Annotated in this window: 22 protein-coding genes; 10 read left to right on the top strand and 12 right to left on the bottom strand. The window is 37.8% G+C overall.

What is annotated here, in order from left to right; translation table 11 throughout:
* Positions 1-5: 5 nt before the first annotated feature.
* The 4 genes from SLP02_RS18465 to SLP02_RS18450 all read left to right on the top strand — a co-directional run bounded on the left by SLP02_RS18465 (position 6) and on the right by SLP02_RS18450 (position 5177).
* The gene (locus SLP02_RS18465) at positions 6-1472 is read left to right on the top strand and encodes a RecQ family ATP-dependent DNA helicase (RefSeq protein WP_319422194.1); all 1467 of its coding nucleotides are present in this window, start codon (positions 6-8) and stop codon (positions 1470-1472) included.
* An 84-nt stretch (positions 1473-1556) separates the two neighbouring features.
* Positions 1557-2468, top strand: coding sequence for a DUF1206 domain-containing protein (locus SLP02_RS18460; RefSeq protein ID WP_319422193.1), 912 nt, complete (start codon positions 1557-1559; stop codon positions 2466-2468).
* 387 nt (positions 2469-2855) lie between these two features.
* Positions 2856-3533: a calcium-binding protein gene (locus SLP02_RS18455; protein ID WP_319422192.1), complete on the top strand. Its 678-nt coding sequence runs from the start codon at positions 2856-2858 to the stop codon at positions 3531-3533.
* 183 nt (positions 3534-3716) lie between these two features.
* Entirely contained in the window at positions 3717-5177 is a 1461-nt protein-coding gene (locus SLP02_RS18450) for a M16 family metallopeptidase (RefSeq protein WP_319422191.1), read from the top strand.
* A gap of 11 nt (positions 5178-5188) precedes the next feature.
* Here SLP02_RS18450 and SLP02_RS18445 read toward each other — a convergent pair whose 3' ends face one another.
* The gene (locus SLP02_RS18445) at positions 5189-6076 is read right to left on the bottom strand and encodes a mechanosensitive ion channel family protein (protein ID WP_319422190.1); all 888 of its coding nucleotides are present in this window, start codon (positions 6074-6076) and stop codon (positions 5189-5191) included.
* A 400-nt stretch (positions 6077-6476) separates the two neighbouring features.
* Here SLP02_RS18445 and SLP02_RS18440 point away from each other — a divergent pair, with 400 nt between their 5' ends.
* Complete coding sequence (locus tag SLP02_RS18440) at positions 6477-6752, top strand: chromosome segregation protein SMC (protein ID WP_319422189.1); 276 nt, start codon at positions 6477-6479, stop codon at positions 6750-6752.
* Between the two features lie 334 nt (positions 6753-7086).
* On the opposite strand, the gene wecB is transcribed toward SLP02_RS18440, so the two are convergent.
* From wecB to SLP02_RS18415, 5 genes are all read right to left on the bottom strand, one after another.
* Positions 7087-8208, bottom strand: coding sequence for a non-hydrolyzing UDP-N-acetylglucosamine 2-epimerase (gene wecB / locus SLP02_RS18435; RefSeq protein ID WP_319422188.1), 1122 nt, complete (start codon positions 8206-8208; stop codon positions 7087-7089).
* Positions 8209-8441: 233 nt separating this feature from the next.
* Positions 8442-8807, bottom strand: coding sequence for a hypothetical protein (locus tag SLP02_RS18430; protein ID WP_319422187.1), 366 nt, complete (start codon positions 8805-8807; stop codon positions 8442-8444).
* Between the two features lie 888 nt (positions 8808-9695).
* Positions 9696-10193, bottom strand: a complete 498-nt coding sequence (locus SLP02_RS18425; protein ID WP_319422186.1) for an ATP-binding protein — start codon at positions 10191-10193, stop codon at positions 9696-9698.
* Positions 10194-10641: 448 nt separating this feature from the next.
* Entirely contained in the window at positions 10642-12237 is a 1596-nt protein-coding gene (locus SLP02_RS18420) for a hypothetical protein (protein WP_319422185.1), read from the bottom strand.
* Between the two features lie 404 nt (positions 12238-12641).
* Complete coding sequence (locus SLP02_RS18415; protein ID WP_319422184.1) at positions 12642-12974, bottom strand: photosystem I reaction center subunit IV; 333 nt, start codon at positions 12972-12974, stop codon at positions 12642-12644.
* Positions 12975-13333: 359 nt separating this feature from the next.
* Between SLP02_RS18415 and msrB the strand changes: the two genes are divergently transcribed.
* Both msrB and SLP02_RS18405 read left to right on the top strand, forming a co-directional pair.
* Positions 13334-13744 carry a peptide-methionine (R)-S-oxide reductase MsrB gene (msrB, locus tag SLP02_RS18410; protein ID WP_319422183.1) on the top strand — a complete coding sequence of 137 codons (411 nt, stop codon included), beginning with the start codon at positions 13334-13336 and terminating at the stop codon, positions 13742-13744.
* A 29-nt stretch (positions 13745-13773) separates the two neighbouring features.
* The gene (locus SLP02_RS18405) at positions 13774-14526 is read left to right on the top strand and encodes a hypothetical protein (RefSeq protein ID WP_319422182.1); all 753 of its coding nucleotides are present in this window, start codon (positions 13774-13776) and stop codon (positions 14524-14526) included.
* Positions 14527-14724: 198 nt separating this feature from the next.
* Here SLP02_RS18405 and SLP02_RS18400 read toward each other — a convergent pair whose 3' ends face one another.
* From SLP02_RS18400 to SLP02_RS18390, 3 genes are all read right to left on the bottom strand, one after another.
* Positions 14725-14928, bottom strand: coding sequence for a hypothetical protein (locus SLP02_RS18400; RefSeq protein WP_319422181.1), 204 nt, complete (start codon positions 14926-14928; stop codon positions 14725-14727).
* Positions 14929-15009: 81 nt separating this feature from the next.
* The gene (locus SLP02_RS18395; RefSeq protein WP_319422180.1) at positions 15010-15243 is read right to left on the bottom strand and encodes a hypothetical protein; all 234 of its coding nucleotides are present in this window, start codon (positions 15241-15243) and stop codon (positions 15010-15012) included.
* 41 nt (positions 15244-15284) lie between these two features.
* Positions 15285-16946 carry a serine/threonine-protein kinase gene (locus tag SLP02_RS18390; RefSeq protein ID WP_319422179.1) on the bottom strand — a complete coding sequence of 554 codons (1662 nt, stop codon included), beginning with the start codon at positions 16944-16946 and terminating at the stop codon, positions 15285-15287.
* 1694 nt (positions 16947-18640) lie between these two features.
* Here SLP02_RS18390 and SLP02_RS18385 point away from each other — a divergent pair.
* Positions 18641-19234: a hypothetical protein gene (locus tag SLP02_RS18385; protein ID WP_319418706.1), complete on the top strand. Its 594-nt coding sequence runs from the start codon at positions 18641-18643 to the stop codon at positions 19232-19234.
* A 630-nt stretch (positions 19235-19864) separates the two neighbouring features.
* On the top strand, positions 19865-20344 hold the full coding sequence (locus SLP02_RS18380; RefSeq protein WP_319418707.1) for a hypothetical protein: 480 nt from the start codon (positions 19865-19867) through the stop codon (positions 20342-20344).
* A 12-nt stretch (positions 20345-20356) separates the two neighbouring features.
* Here the strand turns inward: SLP02_RS18380 and SLP02_RS18375 are convergent, their stop codons facing one another.
* From SLP02_RS18375 to SLP02_RS18365, 3 genes are all read right to left on the bottom strand, one after another.
* Positions 20357-20596 carry a transposase gene (locus SLP02_RS18375; RefSeq protein WP_319422178.1) on the bottom strand — a complete coding sequence of 80 codons (240 nt, stop codon included), beginning with the start codon at positions 20594-20596 and terminating at the stop codon, positions 20357-20359.
* Positions 20597-20636: 40 nt separating this feature from the next.
* Complete coding sequence (locus SLP02_RS18370; protein WP_319419364.1) at positions 20637-20951, bottom strand: IS630 transposase-related protein; 315 nt, start codon at positions 20949-20951, stop codon at positions 20637-20639.
* A gap of 373 nt (positions 20952-21324) precedes the next feature.
* The gene (locus tag SLP02_RS18365; RefSeq protein WP_319422177.1) at positions 21325-22113 is read right to left on the bottom strand and encodes a cyclic nucleotide-binding domain-containing protein; all 789 of its coding nucleotides are present in this window, start codon (positions 22111-22113) and stop codon (positions 21325-21327) included.
* Between the two features lie 153 nt (positions 22114-22266).
* On the opposite strand from SLP02_RS18365, the gene SLP02_RS18360 reads away from it, so the two are divergent.
* A complete protein-coding gene (locus SLP02_RS18360) occupies positions 22267-24171 on the top strand; it encodes an SLC13 family permease (protein WP_319422176.1) in 1905 nt (634 codons plus the stop codon).
* The last annotated feature ends 58 nt before the right edge of the window (positions 24172-24229 follow it).

The following is a 24229-nucleotide window of genomic DNA, read 5'->3' as shown; positions in this document are numbered from 1 at the left end:
AAGGGATGAAAGAGGAAGAGAAAATAAACAGAGATATTAATCACGAGGCTATTAAAGAGAAGTTTAAACAAGTTTGGGGATATGATGACTTTAGATCGCCTCAAGGAGAGATTATACATACTCTTTTGGCTGGTCGAGATGCTCTAGTTATTTTGCCCACTGGTGGAGGCAAATCAGTTTGCTTTCAGTTACCTGCGCTGTTGCAAACAGGTTTAACCCTAGTAGTTTCTCCTTTAGTTGCCTTAATGGAAAATCAGGTTAACCAGTTAAAACATCTGGGACTATCTGGGGCATTGTTACACAGTGAGTTGTCTAGAAGTGAAAAGCAAAGAACTTTACAAGCAATCGAACAGCAAAAACTAAGCCTTTTGTATTTATCTCCTGAAACTTTATTGAGTATTCCAGTTTGGAAAATTATCTCCCAACCAAAAGTTAAAATTACGGGGATAATCTTAGATGAGGTACATTGCTTGACCCAGTGGGGAACTACTTTTCGCCCTGCTTATCGTCGTTTGGGGGCGGTGCGCCGTAGCCTATTAAAATCTAAACCGACTGGCACAAAAATTGCGATCGCAGCTTTTACCGCTACAGCCGATCCTCAAGCACAGCAAGAGATTATTAAAGCTTTGGAGTTAAAGCAGCCTGAGACTTTTTTAGTTAGTCCTTACCGATCTAATCTCAGTTTGAACATTAAAACGGTTTGGACACCCAAAGGCAGAAAGCAAAAGATGTTGCAGTTTATTCAAGCTAAACAAAAGCGATCGGGTTTAGTATATGTTCGCTCTCGTCAAGATAGCCAAGCTTTGGCAACATGGTTTCAATCTTTGAGTTATTCTGTTGCTGCATACCATGCAGGGTTAATTACGACAGAAAGAAGAAAAATTGAACAAGACTGGATCTCAGGCAAAATTCAGTTTGTAATTTGCACCTCGGCTTTTGGCATGGGGATCGATAAACCCGACGTAGCTTTTGTGGTTCATCATCATGCACCTGAATTATTAGCTGAATATATCCAAGAAGTCGGCAGAGGTGGTAGAAACGGTCAACCAGCCGAGGCTTTGACCCTAATCAGTGAACCTACTAGCTTATTAAATCCTGAAGATAAGCAGCGAAGTCAGTTTTTCAACCGTAAATTAGAACAACAGTATCGCGCCTCACAGCAGCTAATTAAACACCTACCCAGTAAAGGGGAGGTTGCCAAAATTAAAGAACAGTTTCCCCAAGGAGAAATTGCTCTGGGCATTTTACACAGCTTGGGTTTAATAATTTGGCAAGACCCATTTCATTACTGTAAACGCTCATCTAATTTAGCCATCGAAAGCTTGGCTGCCAATCAAAAACATCACCAAAGTCAGATGCAGCAATATCTAAAAACTAAGCAATGTCTTTGGCGCTATTTGTTACAGGCTTTTGGATTTGAGCGAGAAGCGCAAGGGTTTAGATGTGGTAATTGTGGTAACTGTCGCCGATAAATTTAGTTAAATTAACAAAGTTTCTGCTTTAGTAACGCGATCGCTGCTTTAATTAAGAAAAGATTAAAGAAAAATTTTGGTTAAATGGAGCAGTCTGAGGCAGTGAATAAAGAAGAGCGAGAAAGTATATTATCTCAAGTAGAAGCAAAATTATCTCAGTATCATTCTGCCTCAACATCAAAAAGATCAAATTCAGAAATAGTCTCTAATCCTTTCTTAAGACAGTACATTTTATTAGGATTTGCTGCCAAAGGAGTTGTTTACTTTTTGATTGGCATCCTAGCGATTGAAGCTGCAATCTTACCAGAAAAAAAGGCAGCAGGAACCTACAATGCTTTAGAACACCTATCCAGACAGCCTTTAGGCAGCGTACTTTTGTGCCTCTTGTCAGTTGCCTTGCTTGGCTACGTAATACGTCGATTACTTCAGGCAATAATTTATCCTGGACACGCTGCAAATTTTAGTTATAAAGGCATATTACAAAGAACGGGCTATATCATAAGTAGCCTGAGTTATGCTGGGATAGCTTATTCAGCGTTGAACGTAGTCTTTAGATTGGGAAAATATGACGATAAAATTAAGCACTCGGTAGAAAAGTTATTTGAGCAGCCAATTATAGGAGAAGCTATAGTTTTGATGGCAGGAATTGCCGTAACTGGCGTGGGAATTGCCTATTGTCAGGGTGCTTATACTGGTTCGTATATTAGTAAATTCACCTCAGCTAATATGGATCATCGATTAGAATACTGTGCCAGGCTGATGGGAAAAATTGGCATAGCAGCCAGAGGTATTGCTTTTATAGTTACTGGTGGTTGTTTGATTCTCGCTTCGGTTGCATCTAATTCCGACTTGGCAGGAGGGCTGCAACACGCTTTTCGGCTTTTAGCAGCACAACCTTTAGGCTGGTTATGGTTAGGATTAATTGGCAGTGGATTTATTGCCTACGGAATATATATGTTAATTGCTGCTAGATATCGGTTTTATACTATTAGGTAAAGGTGCGATCGCACTAATTGATGACCGCAACCACGCCTGCACTACTTTGTTACTATTCAGGATTTTGAGCAATAATCTTTTGTATTTTTAGTCTAGTTAAATATGCTTAATAGCGTAATTAAACATACTTAATATTTATGTTATCTAAATATCAGCACCCTAGACAAAAAGTAATAGCGAGCTTTTATTTATAGTCCTTTAAATTTGCCAATAAAAGTATTACCTGTTACTTTATATGCAAAATAATGTGTTTAAAATTACTTTTTACTTATGGGTCTTTTGGAATAAAAATAGCTTATTGTTCTCAAACTTACAATTTGCTGTTGTCATTTTGAAAGAAAGAACTTATAAATGAGAAGGTTTATTCAATAGGGAGTGTTTTAGATTATGTCCTCAGTTATTAGTTCTATAGACTCAGCCGTCGCTGATTTTGTAGCTGATGGTTTAGAGTTAATTGGAACAAAGGGATTTGATGCATTAGTAGGTTCAAATAAAGGCGATTTAATTAAAGGACTTAGCGCACCTGATTTTTTACGTGGTGCTGCTGGAAACGACTTAATTGATGGCGGACTTGGTGGAGATTTTGTTGAGGCGGGTGAGGGGAACGATATTGTTCTTGGTCAAGGTGGAAGTGATGTTATTTTTACTGGTGGAGAAAATGATTTAGTTGATGGTGGTGAAGGCAACGACGTTATCTTTGGTGAAGGTGGCGACGATTATCTCTATGGCAGTTTCGGTGATGACACCATTTTAGGTGGTGACGGTCAAGATACTATTAATGGTGGTCTTGGCAATGATCTGATCTTTGGTAATGCTGGAGATGATCTATTTGAATTTGATGCTCAAAACTTTGATGGCACCTTTATTAATAGAGTTGGAGACTTTACTTTAGATGAAGATAGCCTAGTTATCAAAGGTACAAGTGATGCTGATGAAATATCTTTCGATTCTAAAAATGGCTTAATATCTATTGACGGCGAAGTTGCAATTAATCTCAATACTATTGGTGATTCTACGGACATGGACATGGAGAAAAATGATGATGGTGATTTTGAATTAATGTAAATCCATCTAAATTACTTCCTTAATATACTGAGCATAAACAAAAATAGTTTATGCTCAATTTTTTTAGATATAGGGAGTCTTTTAAGAAATTTACTAATTGGAAAAGCTGTTTGACTTGGCAAGCTTTTCCCGCACTCAATCCTAGCTCGATACAATAGAAAGGCTTTTTAAATTAAATTATGTATGAGCAGAAGACTAATTTCTTGGTTAAGTTTAGGGTTAGTGACAATTTTTTTATCATTTGCGATTCGGCTTCCAGCGATCGCCGATACTCCTAAACACTATACAGAATTAAAATTTTCAACCCCGCCAGAAATTCAGATTCCCGATTATGAACGTTATGAATTAGATAATGGCATGGTGGTTTATCTTATGGAAGATCGAGATTTACCCCTAATTAATGGTACGGCTTTAATTCGCACTGGATCTCGCTTTGAACCTGCCAATAAAGTCGGTTTGGCAAGCCTAACAGGGACTGTAATGCGTAGTGGCGGTACAGAAAATCATCTCGCAGCCGAGTTAAATCTAATCTTAGAACAAAAAGCAGCTAGCGTCGAAACTAGTATTGGCGATACTTCAGGTAGTGCCAGCTTTAATACCCTCACTGAAGATTTAGACACAGTTTTCTCTCTATTTGCCGAAGTATTGCGTCAACCAGCTTTTGCTGCCGAGCAATTTGCGATCGCCAAAAAACAGGAAGAAGGAGGAATTGCCCGCCGCAATGACGATCCTCAAAGTATCGCCAGTCGTGAATTTGACAAGCTAATTTATGGTGCAACTAGCCCCTATGCTCGAACTGAAGAATATGCTATTTTGGCAAATATTTCTCGCCCAGATGTAGTTAACTTTTATCAAAACTATGTTCGTCCCCAGAGCATAATTTTAGGTATAGTCGGGGACTTTGATTCCGCTCGGATGATCGAAAGAGTGCAGTCTGCTTTTGGTGATTGGCAGGTTGATACTTCTCTACCAGCTTTAGAAGCACCCGCAGCAACCCAAGAAGAAGATCGGGGTATTTTTGTGGTAGATCGCCCCAAGGCAACTCAGAGCAATGTTTTAATGGGTCATATTGGAGGGCAGTTTAACAGCCCAGATTATCCAGCATTAAGCGTTTTAAATGGCGTTTTAAACGGTTTTGGAGGACGCTTATTTAACGAAGTGCGATCGCGTCAGGGTTTGGCATACAGCGTATACGGATCTTGGAGTCCTAGCTATGACTATGACGGTTTATTTATTGCAGGAGGACAAACTCAAACCAATAATACTGTTCCTTTTATTAAAGCTATTGTCAGTGAGATCAAAAAGCTACGTAATAGTTTAGTTACAGAAAAAGAATTAGCAAATGCCAAAGAATCAATTCTTAACTCTTTTGTGTTTAACTTTGAGAATCCTAGTCAGACCCTTTCTCGTCTGATTCGTTACGAATACTTTGATTATCCAGAAGATTTTATCTTTGAATATCAGGACAAGGTGCAAAATACAAATGAAGAAGATATTTTAAAGGTGGCTCAAAAATATCTTCAACCAAATCAGATAGTTACTTTAGTAGTAGGTAATCGTCAGGCAATGAAACCACCTTTAAGTAGCCTAGAACAAGAAATAAATCTGGTAGATGTTACTATTCCTCGACTAGGACAAAGTTAACTTTTCTCAATCTAATTATTTTGTTGAACATGGCGATCGGGAAAATAATCATTATATTTTTCCTGGTCGTAATGATAGACGGTGCGAATAGGGTAAGGAATATTGATGTCAGCATCATCCAAAGCTTTTTTAATGGCGATCATTGCTATAGTTTGCACGTTGCGTAGCTGCTTTTTGGAAGAACCTGTCCAGTAATGCACCATAAAATCAATAGAACTGTCATTAAAATTGACTATATCAATCTCAGGTGCAGGGTCTTCTATTACTCCAGAAACACTTTTGATAGTTTGTTCTAAGATTCTAGCAGCCTCTGGCAAAGAAGAATTGTAGTCCACCCCCACAGCCAAATCCGTTCTCCGAAAAGGATAGGCTGTAACTACTTTTACCGCATCAGTAAACACGGTAGAGTTGGGCAGTAAAATTTTTTCTCCAGTATAGGTGCGAATTTTAGTAGTGCGAATACTAATGTTTTCTACTTTTCCTTGGTAGTCATTAATCTCTACTTCATCTCCAATCCTAAATGGCTCTTCGACCAATAAAATAATCCCTGCCAAAAAGTTTTTAAATATATCTTGGAAGGCAAAACCAACAGCTACTGAACCTATACCTAAAGTAGCGACAATATCTCCCAAGCTAAATCCAGGAACAGCTAAGATGCAGGCAAGCAAAATACCAATTGTCCACACGCCAATACGACAAATTTTTCTGAGTAACAACTGTAAAGAAGTACTTTTAATCGTGCGTCTACCCGTTTCGTCGGCAAGTTTTAGGACTACCTGCACTGCATATTTAGTCAAAAACAAAACGATCAAAGCCGACATTACACCTGGCAAAGCTGCGATACCCTGATCTAGTAATTTCAGCAGAGCTCTGACAATAGTATTGATAATCTCAGTCATACCTTATCTACTCATAAACATATATAGACATATGTTTTAACATTCTTGACGGTAAATAACGAAATTTTTAGCTGAACATACAACCAATCGATAATTACTACCATTCGTAGCTTGAAATATTTCCTTAAGTATATTTATCTACGAAATAATCACGAAAATGCTGTATCCAAACCTGTAAAATATTAATTAAGGCGTTAAAAAGTGCAGATGCTATAAGCCAGAAACTCCTGCAATTGTTCGCTTTTGAGAGGTATTTAGGTAAATTCATACATTATTTACAAAAATACTTCAACAATTACCGAAACTTTATACCATGTCCACATATTCACGGATATACTGAGTTTAAAGAACAAAAAACGCCAGTTATTCTGTCATATCAATAATATATATCAGTAAATCCATGGAAGATATTAGTAAGTACATCACCTCGATCCAACAAGAAGTTGTGGCTGAGGAAAAAACCGTAAAAATAGCCAGACTAATTATTTTATTAATCAAAATTGAAAAAGAATTGGCTACCGTAAAAGCAACTTTAGCTAAACTACAAAGTCATCAAAAAAAATACAACCAAAATTCTCAGCTATCTGGACAAATTGAGCAAAAAATAGCTACAGTCAACCGTCTTTCTGAAAAAATTAGCAAAGCCAGGCTAAATTTGAACTACTATTTTATTTAGTAAATACTTTTGCTACTAAAGAAGCTCATAATTTAATAGCGTCATTAAGTAATCTTGTTTACTTTACGACCTTACCTATCTTAGTTTGATAGCTAATGTTAGCTAGACTTATAAATCAATAAGAAATCATAAAATAATTTTCTCTAAAGCTGTTGCGGATAGTTAATTACTCTGTCTTAAAATAACTAAGTCGTCTTAAACTAGCGATTGACAGTACTTCAGCTTTTAAAATTTGCTCTTAACTAAAAACAGGTAACTTAGCCTATGTACTAAAGGATCGGTGTTACCGATCCTTTAGTTTTTATAATGAACCAGCGCAATAATGCTTGATTTTTTAGACGTTCTTTAATAGATAATCTTGGATGATTTTAACAATTCTCTCTGAAGCCTGACCATCACCGAAAGGATTAATTGCTGTTGCCATTTGTTGATAAATAGCTTGGTTTTCTAGCAATTCGGCAGTGTAATCTAAAATTGCTTGGGGATCTGTACCAATTAGCTTTGCAGTACCAGCTTCAACAGCTTCTGGTCTTTCTGTAGTTTCTCGTAAAACTAATACAGGCTTGCCTAAACTCGGAGCTTCTTCTTGTAATCCTCCTGAATCTGTCAGTAGCATATAGCAACCAGAAATTGCTCCCACTAATTCTGTATAGTCTAAAGGTTCGGTCAAAAATACTCTAGGGCGATCGCCTAATGCAGCTTTAATTGGCTCTCGCACTGTAGGATTACGATGCAAAGGCAGAAGTAATGCTGTATCGGGAAAACGATCTAAGATAGCGTTAAATCCCTGCAAAATGTCTTGTAAAGGTTTGCCCCAATTTTCTCGACGGTGTACCGTTGCTAGTAAGACTCGGTATTTAGACCAGTCTAGATTAGGTATTCGGCATTCAGGTTTATTATTCGCCACAGTCAAAAGAGTATCTATTACGGTGTTCCCCGTATGGTGAATTTCTCCTGTAACCCCAGATTTTTGTAAATTTTTAACAGCTAATTCTGTTGGCGCAAAGTGAAATTGAGCAATTTGCGAGATTAAACGGCGATTAGCTTCTTCTGGATATGGATTATACAGATTATTAGTCCGCAAACCAGCCTCAACATGACCTACAGGAATCTGATGGTAGAATGCTGCCAATGCAGCAGAAAAAGCAGTAGTTGTATCCCCTTGTACAAAAATTAGTTTAGGTTGGACTGTCGCAAAAATTTTTTCTAATCCCAGCAAACTATCACAGGTAATACTAGTTAATGTTTGTTTTGGCTTCATGATTGCTAAATCATGGTCTGCACTCAAGTTAAATAACTCCATGACTCGATCTACCATTTCTCTGTGTTGTCCCGTAAGAATAAGATGAGTTTTAATTTGAGCAACAGAATTAAGCTGCTTGATAACTGGAGCTAGTTTGATTGCTTCGGGACGAGTTCCTAAAATTACCCCGACAGAAATAGTTGGTGTAGTCATATTTATTCAATAAAAAGCAAAAACTAGATTGGGAACAATCAGAAACAGTGTCGACTATGAACACAGAAAAACCCAGTATACACTGGGCTTTATTCTTGAGCATTTATTCTAGTTAGCTAAAGCTGATGTTTCTTGTTGATACTTTAGCTATCTTTCAGATGTAAGCAACTATAAAAAAGACGAGGACTAGAATAGGCTCTAATCCTCGTCATCTATAATTCATTGTTTTAAATTTAATGATTGTTATCAAACTGGCAAGTCAAAGGACAAGACGCATAGACTGGCAGATTAACTAAATCTTTTTGTCCGTGTAGCCAACTCAACCAGCTTACTTCTTCAGGATGAATTCCTTTAAAAGAAAGAACTGCTGCACTAACTAAAACTACAGCAATATTTAAGCTAAAAATACCAGCCGTAACGACCAAAACCGCACTGGCAGGGATAACAGTTTGCAAGATAATGGTAGCTAAAATACCAATCGTAACGATTAAAGCTCCTACAGGAAATCCAACTACTAACAAGCATACCGTTAAGGTAAAGCTCCAAATCAAGAAGCTCTTTACTAAACCAAAATAACTATTCTTTCGTACTAATTCCATTTTTTTAAGGCTAAACAACAACAACTTATGGCGATAATTATGAACTACTGCTAGCTCTCTTTACTCGTTAAGAATAAGTATAAAAAACTTTAATAAATAAAATTCATTTTTTAAATATAATTTTACAATTTGCCTAAAGGCAAAATGTAACTCAAGTATAGGTTTTTGGTACTGATGACTATTGATCCCTAGTTATTTGTTGACCTTAATAACTAATATTGCAGCTAATCCTATAGATATAAAAGTTTTATTTATGTTTTATAAAATATATAAATTGTAAGTAAATTACTAAAAATAAGTATTTATACTTAGCATTTTCAAAAGCTTGATTTGAATAAATATGTCTGAATTATTAAAACTAACAATAAAAAAAGTTAAAGCTAATTGGCAATAAATATGTTTTACTAGACTAAATTTCGTAAACATATCAAAGAGTATCAAAAGCAAAAAATAGTTTTGGTTAATCAATAACACAAATTGCTAATTATTAAAATAGAGGAACAGAAAGTAAAAAAATCTTTCTAAAAACTAAAAAGCTTAGAGGGACTAAAATGCGTTCTAAAAACTATAGTTGTTTATGCGATCGCAGATAATTTACTCAAGGCTGTTGAACATCAAATAGTCTAAATAATCGGCGATCGCTATGTCTAGCTCAATAATACCTTCTTCTAGTTTCGAGTGATAATGGTTCAACTAGCCGAGGAAAATATACGTGCAAGCCCTTTGTCAGCATTTCCTCGCTTTAAAGTAGATGCAGTTTAACATTTAATCGTCAACGAATTTAAGCTTCAGATTCTAATGTCCCGATAATTTTAATTGTAAAAGACGAGGCAGATAAAATTAAAACAAATAGAAGAAATTTATAAGCTTGTTTTAGGGCAATTTTGATTACGCCTCAGATTTGTCACAAATGGTAAATTGTTCCCACTGAGAAATAGCAGGATGACTTAAAACTTGAGCTATTTTCAATTTATTGCGAGAACCAACCAAAATTAAAGAAACATTGCAGTAACCAAGGAAATTTAAAAGCTGATTGATGGTGTTTAAAGGATGAAGATAGCTTCGATCTATAATTACCATTTTCAAGGCTGCTGCTTTGACGATATCTAATAAAGATTGATTGGATTTAAATTCAATATTTCCTAATTTAGAGGCTAATTCCTCTCTCAAAGTATCTAAGAATTGATCTGCACTTTCTTCGGGAAAAGCCTGATAGTAAATAGCTGGAGTCTTAGAACTATGATCGATACTTTCAATAAAACTTTGAATACCTTCAAAACTACAAGAACAGGTATTTTCAATGATCACGCCGCTTTCGCAATGGATTAGCTTGGTTTTGAGCCAACTTAAAGTGAGAGTAGATTTAGTTTGGTCAATCATTGCCATAATGTTCTATCTATTTCAGCTTAGTTTAGCAACTTTTGGGTTTAAATAGATTTATAAAAAGATAAAAGTTTTTTCAACTGTATTTTTACTTAAATTCTGATTTAAACTGTAGTTGAATACACAACCTTTTTTTGTTCCTATGAATAGACTATAGTTAACATAATAATCAGGAAGCATCAGCTATTTAGCTAAATTCATTAGTAAGTTATATTTTTCTTTTAATACTCATTATTAAATAACTTATAAAAGCAAATACCAAAGTATTTAATATTGTTTTTGATATAGAAAATAGATACAAAAAGCAGCATAAAATCAGAAAAATTATGCTTGAATATAACTAATAATAGCTATGCAATTTAAATGAGAAATTATATTTGTATATTTTGGTAAATTAGATTGCATTTATTTACGGCCAACCAAAATTCAGCCATTAGTCTGATTATTTGTTTTAGATATTTCTAGATAGATTAAGTGGTTCGTTTGGATTTAATCTATTAATCCGATCGCTTAAATCTAAAGCGGGTTGAAGTTGTCCTGATTGAAAAGTACGGCTCATCACCACATAAATAGAAGTGCGATCGCAGCCAATATCTGCTGCTACTACATTAGCCCAGGATTCCGCCGTTAATCGATCCTCAACGCACCAGCAACCGTTTTGCCAAGATAAACGTCGGCAGAATTTAAAAGGTGCGTCTGTCTTACCCGTAATTAAGATTTTTTGTAATATTCGACGAATTAGATTAGGAAAAAACCGCCCAAGAGATAACATAACTAGACGCAGAATAATTAAATTGAGAGAATTCATCTGCTTTTGTTTTGCCCAGCCCAAGTTTCCAGCGATCGCAATTTGATTTGCTTCTAGCTCAATTTCGTAATTGCCTACCAAATGCGCCACTGCATTTTTGAGCTTATTACCTTCTTGGACTAATAGAGAAAACTGAGTATCTGAAGCAACTAACTGACCATCACGAAATAGCTTAAACACACCACCTTTATTCAAAGCCAAATATAATTCAGTTGTGCCACGACGCTCGATCAAAATACCACCTTGCTCTAGATAAACACGTCCCTGGGGACGAGGCTGCAAAGTCGGACGGATGGGAATAAAGTCGCTCCAGGCTAAAAGATAGTTCCAGGTATGATGACCAATAATGCGATCGTCAGCATAACAAGAGCCTAAACCATGAGCAAGTCCCTGTAAAAAGCGATCGTTGACATTTAATGCTTCTGGTAGCCATTTACCTACCAACTCAAAGCCATGAGGAAAAAAATTGTAGGTGTTGCGACTAGTATATTCTCCCCCATAAGAACCATCAGGATGGACAAATTGGGCTGCAAGTTTGACTGCTAAGGCGATCGCTCTTTTAAGTTTGTCACTTGGATTAAGCTCATATATGCGCGCTAAACAGGAAATAGTCAAAGTATGATATCCAGGATCGCAACCCTCATATTCAATAAACCAGCCTTCGGAGTTTTGCCAAGCTAGCACCTGTTCTAAACGCTCTTGTTTATAGACATCCCAGCGATCTATTTTAAGCAGATTACCCAAAGACTCTAGGCTCAAGACAATTAAAGCCTGATGATTAGTTAAACGTCCACTTTCTTGATGTTTTGCTAACCAGTCTGCTCGTCTACAAAAAAACTTAAGTACTTCAGAGTTGTCTAAACCCATTAGTTTATAGCTTTCAATACAGGCAAGCAAAGAAAAAGCTGCTGCCCCCGCTGCTCTTTCGTAGGGAAAATAATCATCACATGAACCGTTAAGATGACTACTTCTGGCTGCATAAACAATACCTGCTTCCACCCACTCTTTAATAGCTGGCTGTTGATAAAAAATATTGTTGTTTAGGTTACAGTGATATGCCAAAGCCAAAGGGTAAACGAATTCCTGTGACATCCCCGCAGGAAAATCAATTACTTTATACTGCCAAAAAGTACGATCAAAACAACCATAGGTAGGGCTGTGACGATTGCGATCCAATAGAGTCAAAATTTTGGGAATCTGCGCCAATGCCTCGCGAGCAAATAAATCTCGATTACTCATATATATAGTAGTCAATGTATAGGCTAAGACGGCATTGTTGCACGAATAAGAAATAAATGAGATTCTAATTTAAAGCAGCGTTGTTGTAAGAATAAAAAATATGCGATCGCACTTCCCGCAATTAGAATATTAGCAAAATAAAGCTATTACCCTGCTAGATTGTTCCCAATGAGAGGATATAAATTATGAAAATCAATTATAGATAATGTTTTTCAGTTTGGAAATCTCTATCTATAAGCGATCAAGATCGTTAGCTAAAAAACAATCCCTCAGAACAATTTAGGACTGAGGGATTAGATTAGGACAAAGTATAATAACGACACTTAATTGAGCAAATATATTTCTAGGAAAAGTATTTCTAGAAATATATCTATGTTGAAGATGCTTAACTCGCTAATTTTAAATTAGCCTGCACCTGACTCAGGTTCTTTTTCTTTAGCTGGTGCTGGATCTTGTTTAGCAGAGGGTGCTTTCTCCTCAGGGGGTATTTTCTTCTCAGCGGGTGCTTTCTTCCCAGCAGGTGCTTTTTTAGCAGCTTTTTTGGGAGGAGGAGATACTTCCTTGACTTCTGCTTCTCCAAAGTTATTGGTATTCACGCCAGCATAGTTAACTTTCTCAAAGCGTACGACTACAGGGTAACGAATACCGCTTGTATCTACCGATGCTACTGAGCCAACTTCATTATACCAATAGGATTCTGGACGAAGAATTCTGACTGTAGACCCTCGTTGAACCATAATTGATTAGTCTCCTGAAAATAAATTTTATTTTGTTTTCGATAAGAAAATACCAAAGGCAATTTTCTTATATAGTTAGTCTATGGCTAGATAAAAAAATACTAGCTATTCAACTTCACTGTCCAGTTTATCAAACCTACCTAGCCATAAATTCTTACGAAACATAACAATTTACGTTACTGGCTAAGTCACAGATTATCTCGATTAGCCAAAGCTGTGCCGTAGGCTGTTGCTATTAGATGCCTGATGCTAGATGACAAATTAGCTATTACAGTTTCCAATATCGTAATTTGCTTGAAAAGCTATATTTCCCATTAAAATATAGTTAAAGATTCTTCACAATTATTAATTTACTGATTATGACAACATCCGAAAATAAATACGAAATTGAAAAAACCGAGCAGGAGTGGAAAGAAACCCTGACTCCAGAGCAGTTTAAAGTATTACGCAAACATGGTACAGAAAGAGCAGGAACAAGTCCTTTAGATAAAGTTTATGATCAGGGGACTTATGTGTGTGCTGGTTGTGGTCAACCTCTATTTAATGCTGATGCCAAGTTTGATAGCGGTACAGGATGGCCCAGTTTTTATCAGCCATTAAAAGATGGGATTGATACAAAGAGCGATCGCTCTTTATTTATGACTAGAACAGAAGTCCACTGTAGTCGTTGTGGCGGTCATTTGGGTCATGTATTTAATGATGGTCCTAAACCTACTGGTTTACGTTACTGTATGAATGGTGTATCTCTAGAATTTACTCCAGAAAAATAGTGGCATCATGCCTTATCTAGTGATTTAAGATGGATTGGCGTAAAAAAACTCAAGGTATATCTTTGAACGTCAATTATTTCTTAAAGCTGTTATCTATTCAGATTGGTTGGCAAGTTGCTTTAGTTGGCATTGTCAACCTTCCTCTTTTAGCTCAAGAGTCTAAAATTCCCACTAATACTGTTAGCGACAAGCTAGATATTCCCGAAAAGGTCATCAAAGAAAGTCCGACTCTACAACGCTGGCTCATAGAAGTTCCTGATGTACTAGAGGATATTCGCCACGATCCGAGTTTTGACACTCGCTTTCGTTTAGGTTTTACTACTTTTCCTTCTAATAATAATGCAGGAGGAATTAATATTGGTATTGAAGATATATTTATTGGTCGTACTGGCTTAACCCTTAGTGCCGACTACCAATCAGCATTTAATGGCGATCGCAATGCTTTTGGTGCAGACTTAGATTATTTTTTATTCCCTTTAGGTAGCTATATTAATTTTGCGCCGCTGGTTGGCTATCGTTATGTGCAGAGCAATGACTTTAATACCGATGGTTTGCACATTGGTTTAAGGTTGATGCTGGCTCTTTCTCGCACTGGTGCAGGAGATATTTCTCTATCACAAAGCTTTATTTCTCCAGGAAGTGAAACAGAAGTGGGTATAACTTCATTATCTGTTGGCTATGCCGTTACTTCTAAACTGCGCTTATCTACGGATTTAGAATGGCAAAACTCCATAGAAAACAACGATAATCGTGCTGGAATTAATTTGGAATTGCTATTTTAGAAGATCAAACATCACAAGATAGAAACCTAGTGAATAAATAATCTGAGCTATTGCTTAGTATCTGACGTTACGCAGAATAGCAAAAAATCAATACTTTCATCAAGCGTAGGTCAGCAGAGAAATAAAATCTACTACCCACTATCCACTACCTATTACCTACTACCTGTTTTTCACAGATTAATTAGTGCGTAACATCAGTTAGTATTTAATACCTGCTGCTGATAAAGTTTGCTGCACTTCTTTTTGAATTGTATTTACTTTTTTTACCCAGGTAAAACTGGTAGCATAACCCCTCTCATACAGTTCGGCGGGAGTAATAGATCCATCACTCAAAGCTTTGATACTTTCGGCGAAAATATTAAAGCACTCAGAAACATCAGGACAAGTTTCATAGCTAATCATCTGTCCATTTTTTTCTAAGGTTATACAGTCATCACTATCGCACCTTAGACCAAAGTGGTTGCCCTTGCCAATTATATACTCTCAGTTACCACTCTCTTGACGGGCGATCGCCAGAGTCAGATCGAGAGGAATACCGTATTGTTTTTGAATTCTTTCTGCCTCTGGTAAGATGCTATTTAAGTATTTACTAGCGGTTTTTTTAGTAGATACAGATACCTGCTGGGCGATCGCCATAGGTGTAACAGCCATCAACATAGTAAAAATCGCTAACTGATTAAAATATTGCCGATTGAATAATTTTGAAATCAACCTCATTTCTATATATTTATTTTTATAATTTTGATTTGAGATCTAGTTTAGTGGAAATCTGACTGCCATACTCCCAAATAAATATTGTCATTTTTATCCCTTTCGATACTTCCTGACAAATCTCCCAGCCTAAACGAATATTCATTTGCCTGACGCTGGTATATTTTTTTTAACCCTTGGTTTACCGATGGAGTAATATTACCCTGAAGCAAACTGCCTAAAATTTCGGTGGTTGTTCCTAAACCTACAGAGGGTGCAATCGCCATTTCGGTTTGTCGCAATTTATTGGTATTAAGATCGAACAAATAACCTATATCTATTAAGCCATTACCCCTGCCTTTATAAATCCAGGCACTACTGTTGACCCAGTATCCTTTTTGAATGGCGTTAGGTTCTCCCAGAACTTTTCTTAACTGCTTTTTTTGAGTCCCCGTAGCAAAAATAGGTACTTCAACTAAATCTTTTGATTGAATATTAAGCATATATGGCTTTTTACTGACTGCTTTGATTGAATGGGGTAAGGTAGAAGGGAATGGTGTTGATGGTTCAGGCAATTGAGGAATAAAAGTATTTTGGCTTGAATTCCAGTCGTATAGAGCAATTATGCCTGCACCTAAAAAATAAAAGCTACTCAGAATGTAAATGATGATTTTCCACCAATTGAAGTCATAGATTACTGCGCCGTAAAAGAGGCGAGACTCCGCGTCGCCTTCGACCAATGCGGAATTACTCCGCTGCTGTGAGCGTCGGTCATATTTGCTTTGTCGATCGGCGGCTACAGCTTTGGAAGTCGAAATAAATAAGCCTTTAGACTTTGATGACGGTGTATCAAGATTAAGGTAGGAATTTTCTGGCTTGTGCTTGTCTAAATATGGCTGAGATTTTATTCGTAGTAAAGCATCGAGCATTTCTTGAGCCGAACTATAGCGATCGCTTGAGTTTAAACTGATAGCACGAGCAAGAATCGCTGCTAACTCAGGATCTGTATGACTTATTTCTAAAGGCATTTTAAAGTTGCCATGATTTAAATCAATATGCAAATCCTTGGGATTTTTAGCCGTCAGTAAATAAACTGCCGTCAATCCTAAGCTGTACAAATCACTAGCAGGTACAGGCTGACCTAAAGCTTGTTCTGAGGGAATATAACCATAAACATTGTTGCAAGAGAATATTCGCTTGTCTCTACAAAAATCAAAGGTTGTGACTATCTGCCTAATACTGCCAAAGTTGATCAGCATCGGCAGATGATCGTTGTCGCGTAAAATGATATTTTTGGGTTTAATGTTTTGGTGAATTACTTTTCTTTTGTGCAGATAGTTCAACACTTTTAGAAGTTTGACTAATATCTGTTTAACCTCTATGGCAAATAGCTTACCCTTAGTCTCAACTTTTTCTTTTAAAGTTGTGCCTTCAATTAATTCCCGAACTAGATAATAGCCTAAAGAATCTTTTGAATAAGTATAAATTTGAGGAAGATAAGGATTACACAAGCTTAATTGTTTAAGATGGTTTGCCTCTTTTTGGAATTCTTCTTGTATCCATTGAGCAACCTCTGGTTTTTGGACAAACGGTTGGAGTATTTTAATTACACAACTACGTGGTGGATTTTGGTAAGTGTCTAAAGCGAAAAAAACCTTACTAAAATTACTGGTACGTTCTATATGTAAAATGGAATAGCGATTATCTAGTAGAGTTTGAGCCTCTGGCATTGTAATCTAATTAATTTATCTAGCTATAGTTTTTGTATACATAAAGGCTATAAGGCTATATCCAGCTTTAATTAAATGTAGTAACAATAATTAAAAGTTACAGAATAAATAAATTATTTTTATCTCTCTTTGTTCTAGTTAAATTTACTGGTCAAATGACATTTGCTCGCAATATTATCTCTGCTTAGAATAATACGAATTTTAAGTGTAAACGGTCGTTCCCCCTTACACAAACCTGATGTCATAACCTAAAAAGGTAATGCTATACAATATATTAGGTTACGTAATAATCTAAAGTTGAAAAATTATCGAGATTTATGAGCGATCGCGAAAATGAGTATAGTGCGATCGCCATTGCTTGATCGTTCTAAAGTTTTTGGTAGCTGCCAAAAAGCGCGATCGCACACCAGTTTAATCGTGCTAGATTTTCCGCCATTTTTTTTGCTCTATCTCCATTGTCCTTTCCCCTTTACCCCTGCCAAGAGCCTTATTTTAGGTTTAACTGCGTAAGTCCTAAGTTTGATAATTTAACTCAATTTGACCTCACAATATAGTCTTACCATTGATAGCCTTTGTTTGGCGAATTGTTATAATCTGTGACTAATCTCTAACTTTTTTCATTTGGCTTATAAATAATGAATGCTAGACAATATGATCCTGCTACTCAAAGCAATCGTCAATCAATTTTATAAAACTTCAACAAGTCATTAAGATCCTCGCCAGTAATATGTTTGTTATTTTAAGTCCCTAAGTTACAAATTGATGAATTAACTAAATTCGATAATGATCAAAATTTTTCTTGTAGACGATCAATGCCTAATCTTGGAAGCACACCAAAGAGGCTGGTTGACTGACAAAAGATGAAGAGAAAAACCTGAGAATAGAGATTCAGTAAAGAGTTGAGGGATTGACACAAAGCAAGGGGAGTCAGCACTCTGAGATTAGATACCACTCATAATTTCAGAATACTGTGAATCAAAACTCCCGTCTCTACAATGCCTTGAATCAATGGATGAGTCAATAGAAGTTTGAAGACAGAAGTATGAAGGCGCGAAGTTTCAAGTTTGTTCGAGGGCTTGTACCTCATACGAAGGAAGAAGTTTGAAGGCGCGAAGTTTGAAGGAATTCGGAATTCGGGAAGGATTTTTTGTAGCTCATACCTCACACCTCATACTTCGCGCCTTCATACCTCATACACAGGGCTATCGCCCAGATCGTCCGTCCTTCGGACGACTTCGATGCTTCGCATCGTGTAGGGCGAAGCCCTGGTACCTCTACCAAACTAAGAGCGATCGTGAACGACGGGGCTTGCAACTATAGTGGAACAAAGGACTTGTCCGCATGTAGGAGGAAGTAGCTGTTTACGAAGTTTGAAGGAAGAAGTTTGAAGGAAGAAGGAAGAAAGATTTTTTGTACCTCATACGAAGGAAGAAGTAGCTGTTTTACTTCATACTTCATACCTCATACTTCATACTTCATGCAGCTGTTTTACTTCATACACGGACTCTCTGTCCGTCGCCGTTCCCAAGGAGACGTCGGAACGCAGAGAGCGTTCACCTCACACTTCGCGCCACAGGGCTATCGCCCAGATCGTCCGTCCTTCGGACGACTTCGATGCTTCGCATCGTGTAGGGCGAAGCCCTGGTCAAGCTACTGACTGGTTACATTTATGTCATCTTCAAACTTGTATTTGGATGATAATTGCTTTAATACACACGGGCAATGTCAACCTGACAAAATGGTCGATGTACATCCCTGGTCGAGGGAAGTTGGCTGGGGGTAGACAGAGACGTATTCAGCGTTGGCTAAACAATCCTCGAATCAATGTCCATCGAATCAGAAAGTCCTTGGTCAAAGCAGCACTTGATGATTGGTCAGAATCAAAAATATTTTTGGCATTAGACACTTCACTGTTCTGGGATGAGTATTGCCTTGTGCGGCTTTGGGTTATTCATCGAGGGAGAGCTTTACCGTTGGTGTGGAGAGTGATGAACCATGAAAGTGCTAGTATTTCAGTTACCGATTATCGAGAGATGATTAAGCAGGCACAAGTTAGGCTACGAGAATCAGTTAAGGTAATTTTACTCGCGGAGCGAGGATTTATACATACCGAATTGATGACCATGCTGACAACTCAACTAGGATGGCATTATCGTCTCCGAATTAAGAGTAATACCTGGATTTGGCGTGGAAGTTGGTGTCAACAGAAGTTTGAAGACAGAAGTATGAAGGCGCGAAGTTTCAAGTTTGTTCGAGGGCTTGTACCTCATACGAAGGAAGAAGTTTGAAGTTTGAAGGAAGAAGGAATTCGGAATTCGGGAAGGATTTTTTGTAGCTCATACCTCACACCTCATACTTCGCGCCTTCATACCTCATACACAGGGCTATCGCCCAGATCGTCCGTCCTTCGGACGACTTCGATGCTTCGCATCGTGTAGGGCGAAGCCCTGGTACCTCTACCAAACTAAGAGCGATCGTGAACGACGGGGCTTGCAACTATAGTGGAACAAAGGACTTGTCCGCATGTAGGAGGAAGTAGCTGTTTACGAAGTTTGAAGGAAGAAGTTTGAAGGAAGAAGGAAGAAAGATTTTTTGTACCTCATACGAAGGAAGAAGTAGCTGTTTTACTTCATACTTCATACCTCATACTTCATACTTCATGCAGCTGTTTTACTTCATACACGGACTCTCTGTCCGTCGCCGTTCCCAAGGAGACGTCGGAACGCAGAGAGCGTTCACCTCACACTTCGCGCCACAGGGCTATCGCCCAGATCGTCCGTCCTTCGGACGACTTCGATGCTTCGCATCGTGTAGGGCGAAGCCCTGGTCAACCTAAAAACTTTCACTTTCATTTAGCAGAGGCAATTTGCTTACACAACGTACAGATTCACAAAGGTGAATTTTCTGGCAAAGTTCATGTGATTCTTGGTCGCAACAACGTTAACGGCGAACTATGGGCAATTGTCAGTAATGAAAAAACTACTCTACAAACCTTTGCTGAATATGGATTACGTTTTGATATCGAAGCGAATTTTTTAGATGACCAATCTGGTGGTTGGAATGTTCAACGCTCGATGATTCGAGATGTATGCGCTTTGTCCCGTTTGTGGTTTATCTTATCTGTGGCTACTCTCTACGTTAGTGCCCAAGGTGTTGAGGTAGTTCGTATTGGCAAACGAAGATGGGTTGATACTCATTGGTTTCGTGGTAATAGCTATTTTAGGATTGGTTGGGATTGGGTCAAAGCTGCACTCATTAATGGTTGGAATTTACTTCATTGCGTGACTTTCTCTAGTAATCAAGATCCCTCACCTGCAATGGCATCACGATCGCAATATCAAAAACGAGCAGATCAGTTGGAGTTCAAAGTTTTAACTTATTCCTACAATATTTCTTGAAAGTTTTGTCAGTCAATCAGGATTAAACCATAAAGCGTTAGTACTTCCTTTAAAAAGAACTGGTGCTAATAATTCTTTGCCTCTTTTTCCTGCTATTAAGCTTGTTCTCGTTCCTCTTTTGCCATTGCGCTCGCCATAGGTTTTTTGTCCTCGTTTTGACCATCCATATGGGCGATAAACATATTCTTCAAAGCCCGATTCATCCAAGTAAACTAAGTTATTTGAACCATCTAAAACAACAATCTCACGCAAATTTCTCAGAAAAGCGATTCGTTGACCATGCTTACGTTCACTATATTTCAGAGTTTTTTTTACGAGTCAATTTCATTTGTTTTTGAGCAGATCCAATCGCACTCGTATGGACTCCAAAATGTTGCGCCCGCTCTCTCAAAAGAGCGTCTGGATTTTCTTGAATATGTTGGATAAGTGCTTTCCAATCTAGTTTTCGCTTTCTTCCTAGTTGTGGTGTTGGAGTTAAATTCTTTCTTTGACACCAATCATTCACACACCACAAACTTACCTCATATCTTCTTGATGCTTCTGCCTTTGAGCCTCCCGTCGCTACAAAGTCAACTACTCGTTTTCGTAAATCTACACTATAAGTCATCTAATAGGATTGATTTTTCAACTCAATCCTATTATTCCATATGTTTCCTATTTAGAATGACTATAAAAGTCAAGCTTTAGGGGATATTAACACTAAAGCTAGAAATAATAAATACAAGTCTGGTCTTAGTAAAGCCAGTCCAGTGCCGATTTTTAAATCGCTCAATCGGGATCGAATTCAAGCTGTAGACTATTCTATGTCAGCCAATTTCTTAAATCAAGCCTCTAAACCATTTAAAACTATTGGCAATTCCAGGAAATTCTGGCACAAGATTATGTTGTTGTTTACGGCAATTATCAGCGTAATTTTATCAATAATTATCTTTTGATTAGTTGTTGTTATAAAACAAATTAGTCAATTAAAGAAACTATAGTTAACGTAAAGGCCACCAAGCAACTTTATCGCGAGTTGCTCCATAAACTACCTTCAATTCTTCTGGATTAACTACACTCAGCAAATCATTTTGAGAACCTTTTTGGGATTTAAGCAACCCAACCTTTGTCATTCCCTTTAAAACTTGTTCGACCGTGCGATTATTTAGTTGGCAAGCTTTGGCAATCACATCTACGGGCAAATCGAAGACAAATACTCCATCAGCTTGAGGTTGATTACCTAGTCCTCTTTCTTGATAAATCAAAGCTCTTAATAAGGCTGCCACGGCTTGAGGAGGGTAAGTGCTGCAATTGAGCAGATGATATTGAAATTTTTCCTGCAATTCAAACATCAGCCCATAACGCTGACGAAATATTTCACATTCTTGATGTATTGATTTAATCACCTCAAGCGGAATTTTAACTACGTCTGCCGTTTTATAAGCTTCTACCAAACTAGGAAAACCACTGGAGAAATTACCATAGCTCAAAGCCAAATTTTGCATTCCAAAACAGCTATTGGCATAGGTTAGGGCAATAATACGGTCTAAAGGAGTGGTGCGAACAACAATTGGTCCACCCTGAATTACTACATATAAATATTCTAAAGATGTATCGGGGCGAAATGCCGTATATACAGGGCGACTAGAGTATAACTTTTCCTCAATAAACTGCTGTGAAGCGATTTGTTTGGCTAGCCACGATCGATCCAAATCCTTAAACAAAAAGTTATTTTGAGTCAGATATTTAATTATCTCTGATTTTTGAGATTCTACAGTTAATTTGCTCATGTTTAATTGCTATATGCTCTAGCTAAATTAAGGATTTTTCAGGTGCAGTAAATTTTAAAATTAAGTAGGATTAATATTCAATTGCATTTTAAAACGCTTAAGATTTATTCGTGATACACTGACTTAGAAATTAATATCTCTAGGGGATTAAGCATGGAGACGCGACGATTTTCTAGCCGTATTTTCGCTTTTAGGACTCGTAAACAACTATTTTTATTAGCATTGGTAGGTCTTATTGCCTCCTGCGCCATTGGTTTATTTTCGTTGGTTGCTGATTCTGGTTTCGAGCTTTCTTGGCAAGGATGGGCAACAATTGCCGTTACTCTCGGTGTTTTTGTGCTTAACGCGATCGCGACTTTACCCGCAGAAATTATTTTTTTAGGTGGTACGGGAGTTTTGTATGTTAGCGGCATTTTGAGCGAGTCAGATGCTTTGGCTGGGTTTAGCAATCCAGGCATGATTACTGTAGCCGTACTTTATATTGTAGTTACTGGTTTATCGCAAACGGGAGGTTTAAACTGGATTTCCCAAAGAGTTTTAGGCTTGCCCAAAGGACAAAATGCTGCTCTATTACGTTTGATGACTCCTGTAATGGGCATGAGTGCTTTTCTCAATAATACTCCCGTAGTGGCGATGTTTATTCCTGTGGTGAGTAATTGGTCTAGAAAGCTGCGAATCAGTCCTTCTAAATTAATGATTCCCCTGAGTTATGCAGCTATATTTGGGGGCATTTGTACTTTAATTGGTACTAGTACCAATTTAGTTGTTAATGGCTTATTGATATCGGCGACAGATTTACCTGGCTTGAAGTTATTTGATTTAGCGGTAGTCGGATTGCCCTGCGCGATCGCTGGGATGATTTATTTGTTTGTTGCTCATCCTTGGGTCTTACCAAATCGTCAGCCTGTAATTAGCGAAAACGATGATGTGCGCCAGTACACCGTAGAAATGATGGTTTCTAAGAATAGTCCCCTAGCTGGCAAGAGTATTGAAGATGCGGGCTTAAGACACCTACCAGGATTATATTTAGTTGAAATTATGCGCGATCGGCTCGTTATACCTGCGGTTAGCCCCAAAGAAATTTTGCGAGATGGCGATCGCCTGGCATTTATTGGCATGATTGATTCAATTGTGGATTTGCATCGCCTCAGAGGACTACAGCCTGATACTGATGAAGTGTTCAAGCTCGATACTCCGCGCTCTGAGAGGTGTTTAATTGAAGCAGTGGTATCTAATACTTGTCCGATGGTGGGTCTAACCATTCGCGAAGGTAAATTTAGGACTCAGTACAATGCTGTGGTCTTAGCTGTAGCCCGTAACGGCGAACGTTTACGAGGCAAAATAGGTAGTATCTGTCTGCGACCTGGAGATACTCTATTATTAGAAGCCAACGCCAATTTTTTAGCTCAACAGCGTATATCCAATGACTTTTATCTAGTTAACGGTATTCCTGATACTGAGCCTCTACGTCACGAAAAAGCGACTCTGGCGATCGCAATTTTGGCAGTTATGGTTTTTCTAACTGCTTTTGGCTTGATGAGTATGCTCAAGGCAGCAATTTTGGCTTCAATCGTTATGATTTTAACAGGCTGCTGTTCCTCAATTAGGGCATTGCGTAATATTGAATGGTCGGTACTATTAGTAATTGGCGCAGCTTTGAGTATCGGCAAGGCATTAGAGTCTACGGGGGCAGCAGGAGCGATCGCATCTAGCCTGACTCATTTTGCAGGAGATAATCCCTGGCTAGCTTTAGCGATAATTTATGGTGTTACCAATATTCTCACCGAAGCAATTACCAACAACGCAGCAGCAGCATTGATCTTTCCTATTGCCCTAGCTTTGTCTAAAAGCTTGGACGTTAGCTTTATGCCTTTTGCGATCGCTATTATGATCGCTGCCTCCGCCAGCTTTTCTACTCCTATCGGCTATCAAACAAATCTGATGGTATATGGACCAGGAGGCTATAAGTTTACCGATTTTATGCGCGTCGGTATTCCCCTAAATATTTTATTTTGGCTGATTACAGTTACTCTAACTCCCCTATTTTACCCTTTTTGACAATTCCAAACTGGTCAGAGATTACTCTGACCGTTGGTTAACAAAAGCCTTCCTGCTT

Origin of the sequence: Pleurocapsa sp. FMAR1 (assembly GCF_963665995.1) — a bacterium.
Lineage (GTDB): Bacteria > Cyanobacteriota > Cyanobacteriia > Cyanobacteriales > Xenococcaceae > Waterburya.
This window is presented reverse-complemented; position numbering and strand designations above follow the sequence as displayed.